This is a genomic window from Flavobacterium sp. CBA20B-1, assembly GCF_028473145.1.
Lineage (GTDB): Bacteria > Bacteroidota > Bacteroidia > Flavobacteriales > Flavobacteriaceae > Flavobacterium.
In genome coordinates this window covers 235,929-255,186 of sequence record NZ_CP092370.1, presented here as the reverse complement: position 1 = coordinate 255,186, position 19,258 = coordinate 235,929, and the positions used below count along the sequence as shown (strand labels likewise).

Genomic DNA, 19,258 nt, shown 5'->3' with positions numbered 1-19,258 from the left:
AAAATCACTCATTTTTTAGTTCAATTAGGTTGATAAATAATTCCAAAGCACCGGTGTTTCCTATTGGTAACTGTCTAAAAAAGCTTAAACCTGTATAAATATAATGTCCTTTGCCGTATTTTGCAATAAGTAACGCACCATTTGTATCTTTTTCATCAAAATCATGTGATGTAAAGACTGGTTGAAACGCTTCATCAAAATCGTCTGCATAATACAAACCTTGTTCTTGTATCCAATTTTTGAAATTTTCCTGCGTAATTTTAAACGGTTTGTTTAGAACCGTTTCGTTTGGATTAATGAATCGCACCACTGCATTTTCATCGGTAATGCGTGTTCTACCAATTTTTAATTTATAGGGAGCGATTTCGTTGGTTTGTAAATTGCCATTGGTTTGATATTGCACAATAACCGTTCCACCATTTTTTGTGTAATCAAACAATAATTTATTTTTGGTTTTTAACGAATTTTCGGTGTTAAATGCTCGAATACCAACAATTATTGTTTCGTATTTTGATAATTCTTCGGCTTTTACAGATTCTAAATGAATCAAATCTACGTTGTAACCCACTTCTTTTAAAACTTGTGGGATTTCATCGCCTGCACCAACAATATAGCCTATTTTTGATTTCTTTAAAACACTTTTATTGAAAGATACCACTTTTGTTTCAACAGGTTTCAAATAATAATTTACCGGAATATGATTGTAATCAACCCATTTTGTTTCGGTTGCATTTATAGCCTTTTTATTTTCAAATAAATCTAAAGTATATGTGTCTTCGATAAAATCATCGGTAATAACAATTTCTTTATTTTTTTCATTTTTATTCAAATTAAAAGCGATTGTTTTATTGAAAGTCAATTTTTTAGATTTATCTGATTTTCTTTTTAGAACTAATGTATCTTTAATTTCCTCATCAGAATAATTACTTAAAACAACAGACACGTTTTGATTTTTATTTGAATTAGAAATATAAACAGGCTGTTTAAACTGCACAGAAACGGCTGGAACCACATGAAAAGGTTTGTAAATTTCGCCTTTCACCACATCTTTGTAATGATATTGAATTGGTAAGTTGTATGCTAAATACACGCCGTTTACTTCTAAACCAATTTCATTTTTTTGGGTTGAATTGAATTGATTTTTAAAATCATTGAAATTGTCAATGAATTTAAAATTCGTATAATCTTGATTGGTGAATTGAGTTTGATAATATTCATAAAAAACTTCTTGATTGACTAATTTTTTATCAACAACTGTTTTGTTATTATTAATTGTAACATCTTTTAGCACAATGTTTTGGTTGGATCTGTTGGCAACTTCAACCTTAATATCAACTTTTTCATTTGGCGTGGTGTAAGGTTCGTTTGTAGTGATATCTAAAAACAATCCAGCGCAATTTTTAATCAGTTCTTTTACTTCGTTTTGCTTGCGGGTTTTCCAAATTGTTTCGGGCAATTTATCTATTTCAGTATAAATTTTTGTCAATAAATTGATTGATTTTGATGGATTTTTAAAATCATATTCATTGAGCAATTGCGTAATCAAAGGCTGAATTTTATTGCCATCTTTAATACGGTTCCAGCTTGTATCAATTCCTTCAAACAAATTGCTCGATTGCAATCCATCACCGTCAACCAGTTCCACATATTCTATTTCTTCACCCCGAGACGACATGTCACCAAAACCTTGCGACTGGTGCTGGCTGCGACTCAGCGATGCTATTTCTTGATTGTTTTTCCCTAATTGATTGTAAAAAACACCAATATGCAACGGAACATATTTTGATTTATCGGCTTTTTCAAACGCTTGTTTGCTGCCAAAAAAGAACCAGGAAACATTGAAAAATAGTCGTTTGGGTTGCCACGTTTCGGTGCTTTCTTGCGATAAATCTTTATAATTTTTATCGTTTGCTAAGTTAAAAGCCAATTTTGATAGTTGAGCCGATGCTGTATGATGCCCATGAGTGGTTCCTTCGGTTCGGTGATCAAAGCGATTTACAATCACATCGGGTTGTTCCTTGCGAATCATATAAACCACTTGTTTCAATAGCAACTCTTTGTTCCATTTTTCAAAAGCTTCTTTCGGATGTTTTGAAAAACCAAAATCATCGGCCGTTGAAAAAAATTGTTTGCCGCCATCTATATTTCGTGCGTTCCACAATTCGTTGGTTCGAATCACGCCCAAATCGGTTCCCAGCTCGTTACTGATTAAATTTTGCCCGCCATTGCCCCGCGTTAACGATAAATAATTGGTATATGCTTTATCGTGATGTGTTAAATAGGTAATTAATCGTGTGTTTTCGTCATCGGGATGCGCTGCAATATAAAGTGCACTCGCCAACACATTGAGTTTTTCCATTTGAAAATAGATTTCTGACGGATTAAGCGTTTGTGGTTTTTGTGCATAAACAGTTTGCATAAACAACGCACAAAAGAGATATATAATGTTTTTCTTCATTTTTTGATATTTCTAATAACTAGTCATTGTTCTTTTACACATAGAAACATAGTTTATTCTGATGCAAATATTTCAATTATCAATTTATTACTTTTAACCACAGATTAAAGGATTTTTTTAGATTGTCAATAAAATTATAATTCTTATAATCGGTGTGAATCTGTGATGAAATTTTATAAAACCACATAGACACATAGTTTATTATTTGGGTCGGCAAATATTTCAATTATCAATTTATTACTTTTAGCCACAGATTAAAGGATTTTTTTAGATTGTCAATAAAATTATAATTCTTATAATAGGTGTGGATCTGTGATGAAATTTTATGAAACCACATAGACACATAGTTTATTCTGATGCAAATATTTCAATTATCAATTTATTACTTTTAGCCACAGATTAAAAGATTTTTTTAGATTGTCAATAAAATTATAATTCTTTTAATCGGTGTGAATCTGTGATGAAATTTTATTAAACCACATAGACACATAGTTTATTCTGATGTAAAATTTCAATTATCAATTTATTACTTTTAACCACATATTAAAGGATTTTTTTAGATTGTCAAAATTGTTTTAATTTCTATGTATATATGTTGTTAAAATACTACAAAACAACCACAGCTTTTTGCAAAAACAGATTATTTGGATACGAAATGCGCTCGCCTTCTTCTGTGATCAATATGGTATGAAATGCTTGAATATCGTCTATCTCTGCTTCAATAGGAAAATCTTTGTCTTGAATTCTTATGCGATCGCCCATTTTATAAGGAAAAGCAAAAAACATAATGACACCTGCAGTAAAATTGCTCAAAACAGACCATTGTGCAAAAAGCGCCACGCCAATAAACGTAATCGCCGCACCCACAAAACCAAAAAGCTGACCGGTATCAACACCCCATAAAAGAATGATGAAAATTACAAACAAAATATGCAGTAACGAATTAAAATACTTAATAATCAATTTGCTGCGATTGTCTGATTTTAAAGATATTTCAGAGAATTTTAAAACTACTTTCCGAAGAATGAATCGCAAAATATAGATAACGATGATTAAAATAACCGTTGTGATTATTTTTCCATAATAATCCTGTATATGAAAATTTTCAAGCATTACCATTTCATTAGTTCTTTATACAATTTTTCCATTGGCATTCCCACCACATTGGTGTATGAACCATTTATTTTTTCAATACCAACCAAGCCAATCCACTCTTGAATTCCGTAAGATCCTGCTTTGTCAAATGGTTGAAATGTTTCTACATAATAAGCAATGTCAGATGGGTTTAATGTGTTGAATGAAACTTCGGTTACATCATAAAAAAGTTGTTCTTTTTGATTCGATTTAATACAAACGGCACTGATTACTTCATGCGTTTTTCCAGAAAGTTGTTGCAACATTTGCTTTGCATCTGCACTGTTTTCGGGTTTTCCCAACGCAACATCATCAATCCAAACAATGGTATCACAAGTAATAACCAGTTCATTTGCTTCCAAATTATTAAAAACCGACGCTTTTTGCTGGGCGATATATAAAGCAATATCCTTGCCCTTTAAATGGGAAGGATATGCTTCGTTGACGTTTGCAGGTTTAACAGTAAAAGTTAATCCTAAATCTTTTAAAAACTGTTTTCTTCTAGGAGAATTTGATGCTAATATTATTTGATGATCGTTATATTTTTCTTGTAAAATCATTTTAAAACGGTTAAAGATAATCCGGCAAAATAATTAAATAACCACATAGATACAACAGTTTTTGCTAATAAATTTAAAGTTTTAATAACTTTTATCTTTGATAAAAACATAGTAAATCGAAACTATGCGTACCAATTGTAAAACTTATAAAGCGTTAAAATATACGTGTCTATATCGTTTAAAAAATTAAATGGATTTCTATTTTAAATTAAAAAATAAAACTACGATAGAAAATATAGTTAACCAAATGATTATGTTTAAAAAATTGTTGATGCCGTTAAAATCTTCGGTAGTTTTTGCTTTCCATAATTTTCCTAGATAAATCAAATAAGGCAAAATTACCAGCACACCGATGTATCCTATTAAAAGTTTGAGATTAAAATGAATGACACAAAAAATTGCAATTAATGTAAGCGGCAATAATGACAAAAAAGTGGTTCTTTTAGCACCAATTTCTCTGCCGTGAATGGTTGCCAGCGATTTGCGTTTGTGTTTGATATCTAATTCCATAAACTTTAAGTCCATTAAAATGGTTTTAATAAAATATAAAAACCAAAGCAACACACATATTTGTAGGGAAATGTTCAATAACTGCTGTTTTTCTGGATTTTGCTCCGCATTCATTTGCAACGAAGGCATTAAATCCATCAGAATCAGAATAAAAAACGGAAATGAAATGATTAATGAATAAACAATATTATCAAAAACCAAAATTTTTCGCCATTGGGTAATATATAGATACAAAATAGCTGCCAAACCCAAAAAGAAACCAAAGTAATAGGTTCTATCAATATCGCTGGCTGCAAAAAAGGCGATACCAATGCCCACGGCGTTTACACCCAAATATTTATAGTATGATTTCTCAATGCTTTTTTCAATGTTTCTATCGGGAAATTCTTCTTGTAATACAATTTTGTAAAGCAAAACACCACCGTACAAAATAAAGCCTATGGCAATTAAAAAGGCAAAATAATGAAGCTGTGTAAGTCCTAAATCAGTAATGAGCGATTCAAATAAAACAAATCTAAATAGTAAAACAGCTACAATAACTTGTAACATCATTTGTGCTTGGTCTTTTTTTAGAACATTCATAAGCTATATTATTTAATTGTTAGTCAAATTTTGCTTCGAAGTGCTCAAGCCATTTTCCTTGAACCTTCATCACTTGTTCAATTACATCTCGCACAGCTCCTTTGCCGCCTTTCACATGCGAAATATATTTGCTAAGTTGCTTAATTTCGGGCACTGCATCTTGCGGACAAGCGGGTAGTCCTACTTTTTGCATCACCCAATAATCGGGTAAATCATCGCCCATATACAAAACATTTTCGGGTTTAATATTGTTCACATCGATATATTCTTGATAAATTTCCACTTTATCGTGAACACCCAAATGAATATCGTAAATGCCTAAATTTCGTAATCGTATTCTCACACCTTCGCTTGATCCGCCTGAAATTACACACACATTGTATCCTTTTTCAATCGCGGCTTTCATGGCGTAACCGTCGCGTATGTTCATTTCTCTTAATAATTCTCCGGTTTGTGTTACGTGAATGGTTCCATTTGTTAAAACCCCGTCCACGTCAAATATAAATGTGTTTATTTGGTTTAAATATTCTTTGTAGCTTTTAGACATTTGTTTGTATGCTTTGTGTAATTAATTTGTAAATTTCTTTAAAAATTGGGTTTGTTAAAAATTGTTCATGTGCATCGATCGTTTTTTGGTCACCTCTTATTGCCGGTCCTGTTTGTGCATCTTTCGGACTTAAATACCTGATTTTATCAGCTGTTTCATTGATTAAAGGCTTTAAAATAGCAAAGGAAATATTGTTTGCCGCACAAATTTCATTGCCAATGGCGTATAAATGATTGGTAAAATTACTCACAAAAACTGCCGCAACATGTAAACTTTTGCGCTGTTCCGATGTAATTTCAAACACATTGTTCGATAATTCGCTTGCCAATAATTTTAATTCGTTTAAATCATTAGGGGCTGCAGCTTCTAAACAAAGCGGAACTTCTTCAAAAAGCACCTCTTTTTGCTTGGAAAAAGTTTGTAAAGGATAAAAAACACCTTTTCTGTTTTTATCATTCAAAACATTCATCGCAGTTGTTCCAGATGTGTGCACCACCAACGAATTGTTATAAGGAATTTTTTCTGAAACTGCTGCAATGGCACTATCTGTAACCGAAATCAAAGTAATGGCAGCCGGTTTTAAATCTTCCAACAAAACCATTAAATCAGTAGCAATAAAATCCACTGGTTTTTCCAACGAACGCACCGCCACATTTTGAATTTTATAATTAGTTGATTTCTCAATAGCACGCAACAGGTGATATGCCACATTGCCCGAACCTATTATGTTAATTGTTTTCATGAAACCAAAGTTAAACCAACCCTTTTTGCTTTTCATTTCAAATTACGTTAAATTTAATATAATTTTAAGAAAAAAGCTTTATTAAAGTTAAATTTAAGAAAATGTGAGCAAAATACTCACCTAGTAAGTGTTTAAGTACTTCGTGTTTAGGCTAAAATTGGATATATTTTTGTAAATTTGCAACTTATAAAAAAATTTAAGTATGTTAACAGTTTCAAATTTATCTGTACAATTTGGAAAACGTATATTGTTTGATGAAGTAAATGCTACTTTCACTCAAGGAAATTGCTATGGAATTATTGGTGCGAATGGTGCCGGAAAATCTACTTTTTTAAAAATTATTGCTGGTGATATTGACCCCACATCGGGGCATGTGATTTTAGAACCAGGCAAAAGGATGTCGGTTTTGAATCAGAACCACAATATGTTTGATGAGCATACCGTTCTTGAAACCATTTTAATGGGAAATAAAGTACTATTCGCTGTTAAAAAGGAAATGGACGAGTTGTATGCCGATTATTCGGATGAAAATGCCGACCGAATTGGTGAGTTGCAATTGCAATTTGATGAGATGAATGGTTGGAATGCCGATTCGGATGCTGCTTCAATGCTTTCAAATTTAGGGATTTCAGAAGATTTTCATTACACCTTAATGAGCGAAATGGAACCTAAATTAAAAGTACGTGTTTTATTGGCACAAGCTTTATTTGGAAACCCAGATGTTTTGGTAATGGATGAGCCTACCAACGACCTAGATTTTGAAACAATTGGTTGGTTGGAAAACTTTTTGGCAAATTATGAAAACACCGTTTTAGTGGTATCGCACGACCGTCACTTTTTAGATGCGGTTTGTACACATATTTCTGATATCGATTTTGGAAAAATCAATCATTTTTCCGGAAATTATACTTTTTGGTACGAATCTTCGCAATTAGCAGCTAAGCAACGTGCGCAGCAAAACAAAAAAGCCGAAGAGAAAAAAGCCGAGTTAGAAGAATTTATCCGTAGATTCTCTGCAAACGTTGCAAAATCGAAGCAGGCAACTTCTCGTAAAAAAATGATCGAAAAGTTAAATGTAAATGAAATTAAACCATCTAGTCGTAGATATCCTGCCATTATTTTTGAACAAGAACGCGAAGCAGGCGATCAAATTTTAAACATCAAAGAATTAGCTGCGTCGGTTGAAGGGGAAGTGTTGTTCAAAGATGTAGATTTTAACATGGCAAAAGGCGACAAAGTAGTTGTTTTCTCGAAAGATTCACGTGCAACTACTGCTTTTTATGAAATTTTAAACAACAATTTAAAAGCTGATAAAGGTACATTTGAATGGGGAATCACCACCACACAATCATATTTACCTGCAGATAACCACGATTTCTTTACAGAAGATTTAACCTTAGTTGATTGGTTGCGCCAATGGGCAAAAACCGAAGAAGAACGCGATGAAGTTTATGTACGTGGCTTTTTAGGAAAAATGATATTTTCGGGTGAAGAAGCTTTGAAAAAAGGTTCTGTTTTATCGGGTGGAGAAAAAGTGCGTTGTATGATTTCTCGCATGATGATGATTCGTGCAAATGTATTGATGTTAGACGAACCTACCAATCACTTAGATTTGGAATCGATTACGGCATTCAACAACTCCTTGAAAAATTTTAAAGGCTCGGTATTGTTCACCACCCACGATCACGAGTTTGCGCAAACAGTTGGTAACCGTATTCTGGAATTAACACCAAACGGAGTGATTGATCGTTACATGACATTCGACGAATATCTAGACGATCCAAAAATTAAAGAATTACGCACAAAAATGTATTCTTAATTACATTTTATGATATTATTTAAAAGCAGTTCCAGAACGGAGCTGTTTTTTATTATATTTACTTTTTAACTAAAACTAAAAAATATAAACAAAGAATTACTTTACTTTTTACTAATTCCATTTTTAGGATTTAGCCAAGTACAGATAGGGCAGGATATTGTTGGGAAAAATATAGGAGATTTAAGTGGAGATGCTCTTTCTATTTCTTTTGATGGAAATATCATAGCAATCGGATCCCAATTGAACAGTGATAATGGGCATTATTCTGCTCATGTACGGGTTTTTGAGAATATATTAGGAGTTTGGACACAATTGGGTCAAGATCTCAATGGGGCAAATATTGTAGATAGGTTTGGTTATAACATTTCTCTTTCAGCAGATGGTAATACTATTGCTATTGGATCGCCAGGTAATGGATCATTAGGAAGTGTATCAGGTCATGTACAGGTTTTTGAAAATGTTTCTGGAGTTTGGATACAACAAGGTCAAAACATACAAGGTGACGTTAATGAATTTAGCCAAGGTGGACAAAGTGGTTCTAGTGTTTCTCTGTCAGCTGATGGCACTATTGTAGCTATTAGTAGTCCAACATTAAATAAACCGTTTGGCTCGAATTTAGGATACGTAAAAATTTTCCAATTTATTTCAGGAAATTGGGTTCAAATGGGAAACGAAATTATTGCAGAAGAAGCTGGAGATGAGAATGGTTTTTGTATTTCTATTTCAGCAAATGGTTCTATTGTTGCTATTGGGGCTAATAAAAATGATGGAAATGGAGTCGATTCTGGCCATGTTCGTGTTTTTGAATATATTTCAGGTGGGTGGACACAGATAGGACAAGATATTGATGGTAAAACGGCTGGAGATTTTAGCGGAACTGTAGTATCACTTTCTGCTGATGGTTCTGTAGTTGCTATTGGTGCTCCTTCAGCTACAGCTAGTAATTTAGGTCATGTTCGTGTTTTTAAAAATATAGCAGGTGTTTGGACACAGATAGGAAACGATATAGCTGGAGGTATTACTGGTAAGATCAGTATTGCTCTTTCAGGGGATGGAGACACTTTAATTGTAAGTAGTAATGGTGTATATCGTTCAAAATTATATAGAAATGTTTCAGGAAATTGGGTAGAAATTACTACAATAGGTACAATAGGTAACTTTTTTAGCGTAGCTCTTTCATCAGATGGGACAATCGCGGCTATTAGCTCACCTCATAGTTCTAGCAATAGAGGAATTACTACGCTGTATGATGTTTCTAATTTATCAAACAATGATTTCGTATCACAAAACTTCAACATCTATCCTAACCCATCATCAGATATATTAAACATTAGTTTAGAAAATAACTTGGTTTTAGAACAAGTAACTATTTACAACAATTTGGGTCAGGTGGTTAAAATAGCAACTAAAAATGTTATAGAAATTAGTCAGCTTGCAAAAGGATTGTATTTTGTTGAGGTTACTACCAATCAAGGCAAAGCGAGCAAAAAAGTGGTTGTTAATTAATGTAAAAAATCGAACTCTAAATAAAGTTCGATTTTTTTTTCAACTAATCGATTCTTTTCGTAACACTTTTCCGTTAGGAGTTTCTTTAAATTTCTCTATGAAAATAGTTTCGCGCGGTTTTTCATATTTTTCCAAACTGTCAAAAGCTTCAGGCACCAACGTATAGGGTTTGTGTTCAATAACCAAAACCAATTTTTCACCTAATTCTTTATCCGATTTTCCCATCACATAAAAGCGATAAGGAATGTATTCTGCTAACTTTTGTTCAATCACTTCGGGGATTAATTTTACGCCGCCGCTGTTCACTAAATTATCATATCTGCCTTTCCATTCAAACTGAATTTCATTGGGCATTTCAACTAAATCATTGGTCACAATTAAATAATCGGCAATAAGAGGTGCTTCAATTACTAAACATCCACGATGGTCTTGCGAAATATTGGCATGTGGCAACACGGTAAAATATTTTTCATCAATTCGTTTGGCTGCAATGTGTGTAATGGTTTCGGTCATTCCGTAGGTTTCATAAACATTCACCATCATATCCATCAATAAATCTTTAGTTTGATCGCTAAGTCGTGCCCCTCCTACAATCAATGTTTTGCATTGTTCGATTTGTGTTATGGAATGATGAACTTGCAAAGGCACCATTGCCACAAAATCATAGACTTTATTTGTGTTTTTAAGAGGTGCTTTCGTTGGGCTCACAAAATCGAGTTCCAAACCCAGCAACACGGCTCTAATAAACATCATTTTTCCGGCAATGTAGCACGTTGGTAAACAAAGCAAAGCAGTGTCTTTTGGTTGCAATTTAAAAAATTCTCCTGTGGCCATTGCAGATGCTTCCATGGCTTGTTTGCTCAGTTCTATGTGTTTGGGAGTGCCTGTTGTTCCGGAAGTGGTGAGAGAAATATAGGTGTTATCGTCAAACCATTCTAAAATTAAGCGGCCAAGGTCTTTTTCGTGCGCTTCGCCATCTTTAATTAAAGCAATTGCCAATTCACAAATGCTATTTTTGGTGTATGATCTGCCGTTTAATTTAAAATCGGGATGAATACAAATTTTCTTTTCCATAGCTAAATAGGTTTAAATAATTTCTGTTTCCAATTTGCCCAATTATATTTTTTAGAAAAAATAAGCAACAAGATAGGAAAAATAATGAAAACTTGTATCAACATTTCATAAATATTGCTTGAACCATTAAAAATAAAAAGAGCATCGGTTTGAAAAACAGCATCGTTAGAGGTCACCAATAAAGCTCCTAACAGATTATTAGCTGCGTGAAAACCCAATGCAAGCTCTAAACCTTCGTCTATCAAAGTCATTATTCCCAAAACAAATCCACAGCCAATATAAAAAATCATAACAGTGAGTCCCATACTTGAAACTTCAGGGTTACTTAAGTGCATTAACCCAAAAACCACCGAGGTAATGATCAAAGCTGCGATTCGATTTTTGGTTACAAATGCAGAAAATTGCATAAAATAGCCTCTAAAAAAATATTCTTCGAAGCTGGTTTGTATCGGTATAAAAATCAAAGCAATTATAAAAAGTGGAATAAATGATTGTACATTGAATTGCAGCTGAAAGCTTTCTGGTTGCAATAGATAACTAATCAGCAATACCAAAATATTAATACCTCCCCAAACGCTAAACGAGAAAAAAAATCGTTTATAATCAATTTTTGCGCGCGATGTGGTTAGTTGTTTTATAGAATACTTGTGAATAACAAGCCACCAACCAAATAGCAAAACCAAGAAAAACGCAAAAGGAATTAAAAAGGTAAAAAAAGTAAAGTTTTTACCCAAGCGGTTAATAGAGTCCTGAATCATGGTGCTTGCATCTAAATTCATCATACTTGAAACAATGATATTCAGCGCCATAAAACCAATAAAACCAACAATAAAAGGAATATATTTTAAGATACTTGGTTGATCTTTTTTGAATTGTTCTAAATACATAAAAAAACGAATATTTATCTACGAAGTTAACTAAATTTGTAAAAAAATTGATACAGATGATTAAGATTTTCCATAATCCAAAATGCAGCAAATCGCGCGAAGGTTTGTGCACGCTTCAAGACCTTGGCAAAGAGGTAGAAATTGTTCAATACATAAAAAATCCGCTATCTTTTAACGAGATAGAAGCGCTTTTAGAAGTTTTAAAAATAGATGCTATTGATTTGGTTCGAACCAAAGAGGCGGTTTGGAAAGAACATTTTAAAGGTAAAGAGTTGACTTCCGATGCTATTATTCAAGCAATGGTTGATTTTCCGCAGTTAATAGAACGCCCTATTGTTGTTAATGGCAACAAGGCTGTGATTGCCCGTCCGGCTGAAAAAATTAAAGAAGTTTTATAAAAAAACTGTTTGTTTTAAAATAACGCAATTTAATCCTCCTTTTTAACATCAAATTTGCAAAAAATAGGTCATCAAATCCTACTTTTGCATAACTTAAATTCACAAATGTATGAAAGCAATAAATTATGTTTATTGTACTGTTTTTGCATTGGCTACGTCAACCGTTTTTTCGCAAGAAAATAATCAAGTATTGGTTACCGGAACTGTTGTTGAAAAAGCAACAAACACGCCGCTAGAATATGCAAACATTACTATTGAAAGTACTACAAACGCTAATAATATTACAGGTGATGTGACCGATGCCACAGGAAAATTTAGCATTCCGGTTACGCCCGACACCTATAAAATAAGAGTAGAATATTTAGGATACAAAACCTTTACCATCGATTCAAAAGAAATCAACACCGCCCTTAGCCTTGGAACCATTGCTGTAGAAGGTGATAATGAAGTTTTAAGCGCAGTTGTTATTGAAACGCAACGTGCTGCAGTTGAACTAAAGTTGGATAAACGAATATACAATGTGGGCAATGACGCCGTTGTGAAAGGTGGAACGGCAAGCGATGTTTTAGACAATATTCCATCGGTTGAAGTTGATTCTGAAGGAAATGTAAGTTTGCGTGGAAACGAATCGGTGCGTGTGTTAATCGACGGAAAACCTTCTGGCTTGGCATCAAATATTGGCGATGCTTTGAAAATGATTCCCTCTGAATCGTTAGATCGTGTAGAGGTAATTACCAATCCATCTGCCCGATACGAAGCAGAAGGTGGTGCCGGCATCATCAATATCATTCTAAAAAAAGGAAGCAACAACGGCATAAACGGAAGCGTGACGGCTAATGTTGGCGATCCTTTGAGCTATGGTACCAATGCAAGTATCAATTATCGCGAGAAAGATTTTAATCTATACACCAATGTTGGATACGCCAAAAACAAAACATTTGGAAACTCTTTAAACGAATCGCAATATTTTGATGAAAACGGCAACACATCAAGCTATGTTGATGAATATTCAAAAAACACGCGCGAGCGCGAAAGTTTTAACGGGAATTTTGGCTTTGATTGGAATTTAACTGACAAATTAATGTGGACACAAGGATTCACATACCGAAAAAGTACAGGTGATAATCCGCGCACATTGAATTATTCTAATTATGATGCGAACCGCAATTTATTGTACCGAAATGTCCGCGAAACCGAAGAAGACGACATGAAAGAAACGGTAGAATATACCACCGATTTCACCTATAAATTCAACGAAGAAGGGCATCAATTATATGTTTCGGGCAGTGTGAACAAGAATACCGACATTGAAGACTCGAACATCACAACCATCAATCAAGCAAATACGATTTTGGCACAAGATGTAACCAAAGCCACTGAAAACGAATTGCGACACATTGCACGTGTTGATTATGTATTGCCTTTCAATGAAAACAATCAGTTCGAAGCAGGTTATTTGGGTAATTTTACTGAAATTGGCACAAAATTCAACATTAATTCGTTGAACGATGCAGGAGTTTTAGAGCCCAATAATTTATTTAGAAACGATTTGCAGTATCTTGAAAAAGTACATGCTTTGTATGCACAATACGGAAACAAAATCAATAAATTTGGTTATATGTTTGGATTGCGTTGGGAAGCAACCGAAATAGATGTAAATCAATTCACCACAATGGATTTCAACAAAAAGAAATACAACAACTTTTTCCCAAGTGCTTTTTTGAATTATGAAGTTGGAAGTAATGAAAATTTCACCATAAGTTACAGCCGCAGAGTGCGCAGACCGCGCGGGCGTATGTTGAACCCAATTAGTAATTATTCCAGTTCAATTAATTTCTTTATGGGAAATCCCGATTTGGATCCATCGTTTACCAATGCTTTTGATTTAGGGTATATGAAACGAATTGGTCAGCTTACTTTAACATCTTCTGTTTATTACAACCATACTACCGATGCCACGCAGTTTGTGCGCCGTGTGGATGGAGTGAACGAAGAAGGTATTCCCATTACGATAAGTGGTCCAATAAACTTGGCAACCGAATACCGCTATGGATTAGAGTTGAATGCCAACTACAATCCGTTTCGCTGGTGGCGTATAAATGCCAATGCAAACTTGTTTCAGGTTTCCACACGCGGCGATTACACCTATACAGACTTTGAAGGAAACACGGTGAACCAAAACTTTGATAACGATGCATTTACATGGAATGGTAGAATTAATTCGCGCGTAACACTTCCATCGAAAATAGATTGGCAAACAAACTTTATGTATCGCGGAGGACAAAAAACAGCTCAAGGAAAAATTCTAGGAATTGCTTCGGTTAACATGGCTTTGAGTAAAGAAGTTTTAAAAGATAAAGGTACTATCGCCCTCAATGTGCAAGATTTATTCAATTCGCGCAAACGAATCATGGAAACCAATATTGCAGCTATAAATTCTTATGCTGAAATGCAATGGAGAGAACGCACCCTCAACTTATCATTTACCTACCGTTTCAACCAAACCAAACAAGATCGACAAAAAGATCAAATAAGACAATCTTCTTCAGGAGAAGATATGGAAGAAATGATGTAATGTTTGAAAAAACTCGGTATTTTTACCGAGTTTTGTTTTTTTTAAATAGTACACTTTGAACTCAACATTAAAAGGAATCATACTCGTTGCTCTAGGAGCCAGTAGTTATGGCATGCTGGCATCGTTTGTAAAAATGGCTTATAAACAAGGATTTACAACCGCCGAAGTTACTTTTTCGCAATTTTTTTTGGCAATACTATGCCTTTTGGTTGTGAATTTATTTATTAAAAACACCAAAAAAGCTACCAAAAGCGATGTAAAAAAACTGCTGATCAGCGGCTCATCGATGGGGTTTACAAGCGTGTTATACTATTTGTGCGTAAAATACCTCCATGCATCGATTGCAGTGGTTTTGTTAATGCAGTCGGTTTGGATTGGTGTTTTAATCGAAGCTTTTATTGCTAAAAAAATGCCTACGTTTTCAAAATTTGCAGCTGTTGTTTTTGTTTTATTGGGAACTGTATTGGCAACAAACTTGTTGAACAACGAAATAATCTATGATTTTAAAGGATTTTTATTCGGATTTTTAGCTGCTATTTCTTTCTCAATAACCTTATACAGCACCAACAGCATTGCAAAAGAGTTGAATGCTTATAAACGCAGTTTGTTTATGCTTTTGGGTGGCGGTATCATAGTGTTGCTTTTTAGTTTGCTTTCGCAAATACTTCCCTCCTACTTAAACATGCAATTAATTGCTTCGGATTTTATTGCTTTAAAAACATTCGATATTTCCATTTTATATACGTGGGGCATTTTACTTTCAGTTTTTGGAACAGTATTACCTCCTATCCTATTAAACAAAGGATTTCCATTAACAGGAGTTGGTTTAGGAAGTATTGTTTCGGCAGTGGAACTTCCTGTTTCAGTAACTTTTGCATTTATCTTTTTGCAGGAACAGGTACTGTTTTCGCAATGGATTGGAATCGCAATCATTCTTGCCGCAGTTTTATTAATCAATTGGAATTTAATCCGTACAAAGTAAAAGTCCAATTAAATAATATTAAACTAAAATCCATCAATATAAAACTGATGGATTTTTTTATTGCTTAATTTATTAATTTTATTTACATTTGTATAAACAAAATTAAAGTACTACTTAATTTTATTAATATGAAAGCAAAATTACCCACCCAATGCCCAAGTTGTGAAACATTGCTGAGTGTATCGCAATTAAGTTGTGAAAATTGCCAAACGGTGGTTCAGGGAAATTATCCGTTGCCGGTATTTTTAAAACTGTCACCTAAGCAACAAGAATTCATTCTACAGTTTTTTTTAACCAGCGGTAGTTTGAAAGAAATGGCAGCTCAATTGGGAGTAAGCTATCCAACGGTGCGCAACCAGTTAGACGATATGATACAACACATTAAAGACCTTAATATGTAATTTATGAAGCAATTATTACAAATTCTGAAAAACCCTTTTGCCATTGTTGAAGATAAAAAATTGTTCTTTGTTGGAATAGCTACTTTCATTGTAGGAATTTTCTTAGCTTATTATTTTCAATTACAGCAACAAATCTTAAGATTAAATATTTTAGAAACACCTGAATTAAAACAAGTCATTATATGGCATTTAATAATTGTTGTTTCATTAACGATTGTATTTTTTACTTTGGGAAAAATAATCAATAAAAAAACGAGATTTATCGATATTTTAAATACCGTTCTCATTGCATTAATTCCTATCTATATTTCATTCTTCCAAAATTTCAATAATTTTTTAACCGAAGAAACCGAAAAAATGCTCAACGCTTTAAAAGACGGAAGTATTTATACACAATCACCCCCTCTATTATTTATTTTTGTTGGAATAGCTGGTTTTGTATTTTTCATCTATTATATCTATTTGCTATTTATTGGCTTTAAAACAGCAACAAACGCAAAAAAAACAGCACACTATGCCCTATTTTTTGTAATCCTTCTTTTTACAGATGCAATATGTTCATTTTTAATCAACTCAATCTAAATATCATGAAAAAAATCATCCTACTTTTTGCCCTACTCTTTAGTTTTGTTTCCTTTGCCCAAATTGAAGGAACTTGGAACGGAAATATTGAATTACCCACCGGAAAGCTTCCCTTTGTGCTGCATATCACCAAAGAAAATGGGCAATACAAAGCAACATCCGACAGTCCAGATCAAGGGGTTTATGGAATCGAATTACAGGAAATTCGATTTGAAAACAATACATTATTCTTGAAAGATGCGCGTATGTTTATGAGCTATGAAGGCGAATTGGCTAACGCGAACGCTATCAACGGAAACTTTAAACAAGGCGGACAATCGTTTAAACTAAATTTCAAAAAAGGTACATTTACACGCAATCGTCCGCAGGAACCACAACCACCATTCAGCTATAAAATCCAAGATATAACATTTGAAAACAAAGAAGCCGGAATAAAATTGGCCGGAACATTGACCATGCCAAACGGCAAAGGACCATTTCCCGCAGTTGTTTTAGTATCGGGCAGCGGCGCTCAAGACCGAAACGAAGAATTGTTGGGACACAAACCTTTCTTGCTTATTGCCGATCGCCTTACAAAAAACGGTTTTGCAGTGTTGCGTTATGATGATCGAGGTGTAGCACAATCGGAAGGTAATTTTGAATCAGCCACTACTTTTGATTTTGCAAAAGATACCAAAAGTGCTCTTGAATATCTTAAAACCATTAAAGAAATCGATAGAAAAAATATCGGTATTTTAGGACACAGCGAAGGCGGAATGATTGCCCAAATTGTAGCTGCTGAAAACAAAGATGTTGCATTTATAATTTCGCTTGCCGGTCCCGGAATTGCAATTGACGAGTTAATGCTTACTCAAAAATACGAGATTGAAAAAGCATACGGACTATCAAACGAAGATCTAGAAGCCAGTAAAAATCTTTACAAGAAAATCTATGAAATCATTAAAAACAATCCATCCAATGAAAAAGCAAAGCAAGCGATTAAATCGTTCTTAAAAACAGATCCTGCTTATAAAGAACTATCCGAAAAACAAATCAACGACTTGGCTGCTGCAACAGATTCTAATTGGTTTACAACTTTTATTAGATACAATCCTGAAAAAAATATTGCCAAAATAAAAGCAAAAGCTTTGATTTTAAACGGCGAAAAAGATGTGCAGGTTACCGCAAAAGAAAATTTAGAAGGTTGGCGAAAAGGTTTGGCACACAATAAGAATGTTACCATAAAATCATATCCAAACTTAAACCATTTGTTTCAATTGGCAAAAACAGGCATGCCGGATGAATACGGTACTATTGAAACTACCATGGAACCTGCTGTTTTAGAAGATATTACCAAATGGTTGAACGAAAATGTAAAATAATATGAAACCAGTTTTCACAGAAAAACAACGCTTTAACCAATGGTGGTTGTGGGTACTGTTGCTTGCTATTTCAGCAGCTCCTTTAATGGTTTTGTATAAAGAAGTTGTAACAAATTCTTTATCAAAAAACAGCCTTTGGATTGTATTCATCCTATTACTTTCGGTATTTTTATTTGCGGTATTGCAACTAAAAACTACAATTACCAATAGCAACATTCAACTAACTTACATTCCGTTTGTAAACAAAAGCATTCATTTATCAGATATTGATACAATGCGTGTGATAAATTACGGTTTTGTTGGTGGTTGGGGCATTCGGTTGTGGACCAGCTATGGAACGGTTTACAATGTACGTGGCAACAAAGGCTTGCACATAAAATTGAAAAATGGCAAGCAACTGGTTATTGGCACCCAAAAACCGCAAGAATTAGAAAAAATAGTTACACAATTAGGTTTTTAATTGCGGTATAAAATCGATTTTACGCAACACACATCGTTCAAAAAAAACTATAACAAATTATAGAAATGGATATAATTTTAGAATATTGCAACCAAATGCTGCTTCTAGTAGGAATAATTTTTATACTTGCTGCGGCAGTAATGTATGTGTTTCCACCAAAAAAAATCAATAGTTTGTATGGATACCGCACAGCATCATCTATGCAAAACCAGAAAAAATGGAATTTTGCGCAAACATACAGCGCCAAAATCATGATGCTTACCGGAGTTGTTTTTTTATTGATTGCCCCCACCAAAGGCTTATTTAAAACCAATGAAACCACCGATCTTATGTTGGGTTTAGGTGTGATGATTATTGGAACAGTTTTAATGATTGTGGTTGTGGAACGCGCACTAAAAAAAATAGACTAGCACACAACAAAAACGATTATTTTGCATTTTTGACATTTACGAAAACACCACAAATTTTGCTTAGAACAAGTTAGCAATAATTGCTAAAATGCTGTTACCAATTAATATGATACACTACCGAAAGCATTGCGTATTTTAAATAGATTTTAAACAAATACCGCATAACTCTATTCAAAATACGCAACATAATTTGAAAGAAAAAATCAATCTTAACAAGCTATTTCAAAAAATACAACATTTTTTTGTTAATTAAAAAACTTTCGTATATTT

18 protein-coding genes are annotated in these 19,258 nt (G+C 33.7%); 10 read left to right on the top strand and 8 right to left on the bottom strand.

Translation table 11 applies throughout. The features are described from left to right. Nucleotides 1–4: 4 nt before the first annotated feature. The 6 genes from MG290_RS01225 to MG290_RS01200 all read right to left on the bottom strand — a co-directional run bounded on the left by MG290_RS01225 (nt 5) and on the right by MG290_RS01200 (nt 6,533). The gene (locus tag MG290_RS01225) at nt 5–2,458 is read right to left on the bottom strand and encodes a PIG-L family deacetylase (RefSeq protein WP_264562112.1); all 2,454 of its coding nucleotides are present in this window, start codon (nt 2,456–2,458) and stop codon (nt 5–7) included. 606 nt (nt 2,459–3,064) lie between these two features. Next, nucleotides 3,065–3,571: a mechanosensitive ion channel family protein gene (locus tag MG290_RS01220; protein WP_264562111.1), complete on the bottom strand. Its 507-nt coding sequence runs from the start codon at nt 3,569–3,571 to the stop codon at nt 3,065–3,067. Further along, on the bottom strand, nt 3,571–4,152 hold the full coding sequence (locus tag MG290_RS01215) for a Maf family nucleotide pyrophosphatase (protein WP_319800351.1): 582 nt from the start codon (nt 4,150–4,152) through the stop codon (nt 3,571–3,573). The genes MG290_RS01220 and MG290_RS01215 overlap by 1 nt, the downstream gene beginning before the upstream one ends. A 198-nt stretch (nt 4,153–4,350) precedes the next feature. Beyond that, complete coding sequence (locus MG290_RS01210; RefSeq protein ID WP_264562110.1) at nt 4,351–5,244, bottom strand: hypothetical protein; 894 nt, start codon at nt 5,242–5,244, stop codon at nt 4,351–4,353. Between the two features lie 19 nt (nt 5,245–5,263). Next, nucleotides 5,264–5,791 carry a KdsC family phosphatase gene (locus MG290_RS01205; RefSeq protein ID WP_257499099.1) on the bottom strand — a complete coding sequence of 176 codons (528 nt, stop codon included), beginning with the start codon at nt 5,789–5,791 and terminating at the stop codon, nt 5,264–5,266. Continuing rightward, a complete protein-coding gene (locus MG290_RS01200; RefSeq protein WP_264562109.1) occupies nt 5,784–6,533 on the bottom strand; it encodes a Rossmann-like and DUF2520 domain-containing protein in 750 nt (249 codons plus the stop codon). Before MG290_RS01200 ends, MG290_RS01205 begins: the two co-directional genes overlap by 8 nt. 202 nt (nt 6,534–6,735) lie before the next feature. Between MG290_RS01200 and MG290_RS01195 the strand changes: the two genes are divergently transcribed. Both MG290_RS01195 and MG290_RS01190 read left to right on the top strand, forming a co-directional pair. Then, entirely contained in the window at nt 6,736–8,352 is a 1,617-nt protein-coding gene (locus MG290_RS01195; RefSeq protein WP_264562108.1) for an ABC-F family ATP-binding cassette domain-containing protein, read from the top strand. A gap of 240 nt (nt 8,353–8,592) precedes the next feature. Further along, nucleotides 8,593–9,858, top strand: a complete 1,266-nt coding sequence (locus MG290_RS01190) for a T9SS type A sorting domain-containing protein (RefSeq protein ID WP_264562107.1) — start codon at nt 8,593–8,595, stop codon at nt 9,856–9,858. Nucleotides 9,859–9,897: 39 nt separating this feature from the next. Here MG290_RS01190 and MG290_RS01185 read toward each other — a convergent pair whose 3' ends face one another. Further along, nucleotides 9,898–10,932 (bottom strand): AMP-binding protein, encoded by a 1,035-nt coding sequence (locus tag MG290_RS01185; protein ID WP_264562106.1) that lies wholly within the window; start codon nt 10,930–10,932, stop codon nt 9,898–9,900. A 2-nt stretch (nt 10,933–10,934) separates the two neighbouring features. Further along, nucleotides 10,935–11,819, bottom strand: coding sequence for a CPBP family intramembrane glutamic endopeptidase (locus tag MG290_RS01180; RefSeq protein ID WP_264562105.1), 885 nt, complete (start codon nt 11,817–11,819; stop codon nt 10,935–10,937). A 56-nt stretch (nt 11,820–11,875) separates the two neighbouring features. Between MG290_RS01180 and arsC the strand changes: the two genes are divergently transcribed. The 8 genes from arsC (at nt 11,876) to MG290_RS01140 (ending at nt 18,988) form a co-directional block, all read left to right on the top strand. After that, nucleotides 11,876–12,217, top strand: coding sequence for an arsenate reductase (glutaredoxin) (gene arsC / locus MG290_RS01175; RefSeq protein WP_264562104.1), 342 nt, complete (start codon nt 11,876–11,878; stop codon nt 12,215–12,217). 109 nt (nt 12,218–12,326) lie between these two features. Beyond that, nucleotides 12,327–14,792, top strand: coding sequence for a TonB-dependent receptor domain-containing protein (locus tag MG290_RS01170; RefSeq protein ID WP_264562103.1), 2,466 nt, complete (start codon nt 12,327–12,329; stop codon nt 14,790–14,792). Between the two features lie 55 nt (nt 14,793–14,847). Then, entirely contained in the window at nt 14,848–15,774 is a 927-nt protein-coding gene (locus MG290_RS01165; protein ID WP_264562102.1) for an EamA family transporter, read from the top strand. Between the two features lie 128 nt (nt 15,775–15,902). After that, nucleotides 15,903–16,175, top strand: coding sequence for a DUF2089 domain-containing protein (locus MG290_RS01160; protein WP_257498579.1), 273 nt, complete (start codon nt 15,903–15,905; stop codon nt 16,173–16,175). Between the two features lie 3 nt (nt 16,176–16,178). After that, on the top strand, nt 16,179–16,757 hold the full coding sequence (locus MG290_RS01155; protein WP_264562101.1) for a YIP1 family protein: 579 nt from the start codon (nt 16,179–16,181) through the stop codon (nt 16,755–16,757). 5 nt (nt 16,758–16,762) lie between these two features. After that, nucleotides 16,763–18,118 (top strand): alpha/beta hydrolase family protein, encoded by a 1,356-nt coding sequence (locus MG290_RS01150; protein WP_264562100.1) that lies wholly within the window; start codon nt 16,763–16,765, stop codon nt 18,116–18,118. 1 nt (nt 18,119) lies between these two features. After that, nucleotides 18,120–18,578 (top strand): hypothetical protein, encoded by a 459-nt coding sequence (locus MG290_RS01145; protein ID WP_264562099.1) that lies wholly within the window; start codon nt 18,120–18,122, stop codon nt 18,576–18,578. A gap of 65 nt (nt 18,579–18,643) precedes the next feature. Beyond that, on the top strand, nt 18,644–18,988 hold the full coding sequence (locus MG290_RS01140) for an SdpI family protein (protein ID WP_264562098.1): 345 nt from the start codon (nt 18,644–18,646) through the stop codon (nt 18,986–18,988). The last annotated feature ends 270 nt before the right edge of the window (nt 18,989–19,258 follow it).

Coding starts and splice junctions, on each gene's coding strand:
- MG290_RS01225 (WP_264562112.1), bottom strand. CDS start 2,458: ATGAAGAAAAACATTATATATCTCTTTTGTGCGTTGTTTATGCAAACT.
- MG290_RS01220 (WP_264562111.1), bottom strand. CDS start 3,571: ATGCTTGAAAATTTTCATATACAGGATTATTATGGAAAAATAATCACA.
- MG290_RS01215 (WP_319800351.1), bottom strand. CDS start 4,152: ATGATTTTACAAGAAAAATATAACGATCATCAAATAATATTAGCATCA.
- MG290_RS01210 (WP_264562110.1), bottom strand. CDS start 5,244: ATGAATGTTCTAAAAAAAGACCAAGCACAAATGATGTTACAAGTTATT.
- MG290_RS01205 (WP_257499099.1), bottom strand. CDS start 5,791: ATGTCTAAAAGCTACAAAGAATATTTAAACCAAATAAACACATTTATA.
- MG290_RS01200 (WP_264562109.1), bottom strand. CDS start 6,533: ATGAAAACAATTAACATAATAGGTTCGGGCAATGTGGCATATCACCTG.
- MG290_RS01195 (WP_264562108.1), top strand. CDS start 6,736: ATGTTAACAGTTTCAAATTTATCTGTACAATTTGGAAAACGTATATTG.
- MG290_RS01185 (WP_264562106.1), bottom strand. CDS start 10,932: ATGGAAAAGAAAATTTGTATTCATCCCGATTTTAAATTAAACGGCAGA.
- MG290_RS01180 (WP_264562105.1), bottom strand. CDS start 11,819: ATGTATTTAGAACAATTCAAAAAAGATCAACCAAGTATCTTAAAATAT.
- arsC (WP_264562104.1), top strand. CDS start 11,876: ATGATTAAGATTTTCCATAATCCAAAATGCAGCAAATCGCGCGAAGGT.
- MG290_RS01170 (WP_264562103.1), top strand. CDS start 12,327: ATGAAAGCAATAAATTATGTTTATTGTACTGTTTTTGCATTGGCTACG.
- MG290_RS01160 (WP_257498579.1), top strand. CDS start 15,903: ATGAAAGCAAAATTACCCACCCAATGCCCAAGTTGTGAAACATTGCTG.
- MG290_RS01155 (WP_264562101.1), top strand. CDS start 16,179: ATGAAGCAATTATTACAAATTCTGAAAAACCCTTTTGCCATTGTTGAA.
- MG290_RS01150 (WP_264562100.1), top strand. CDS start 16,763: ATGAAAAAAATCATCCTACTTTTTGCCCTACTCTTTAGTTTTGTTTCC.
- MG290_RS01145 (WP_264562099.1), top strand. CDS start 18,120: ATGAAACCAGTTTTCACAGAAAAACAACGCTTTAACCAATGGTGGTTG.
- MG290_RS01140 (WP_264562098.1), top strand. CDS start 18,644: ATGGATATAATTTTAGAATATTGCAACCAAATGCTGCTTCTAGTAGGA.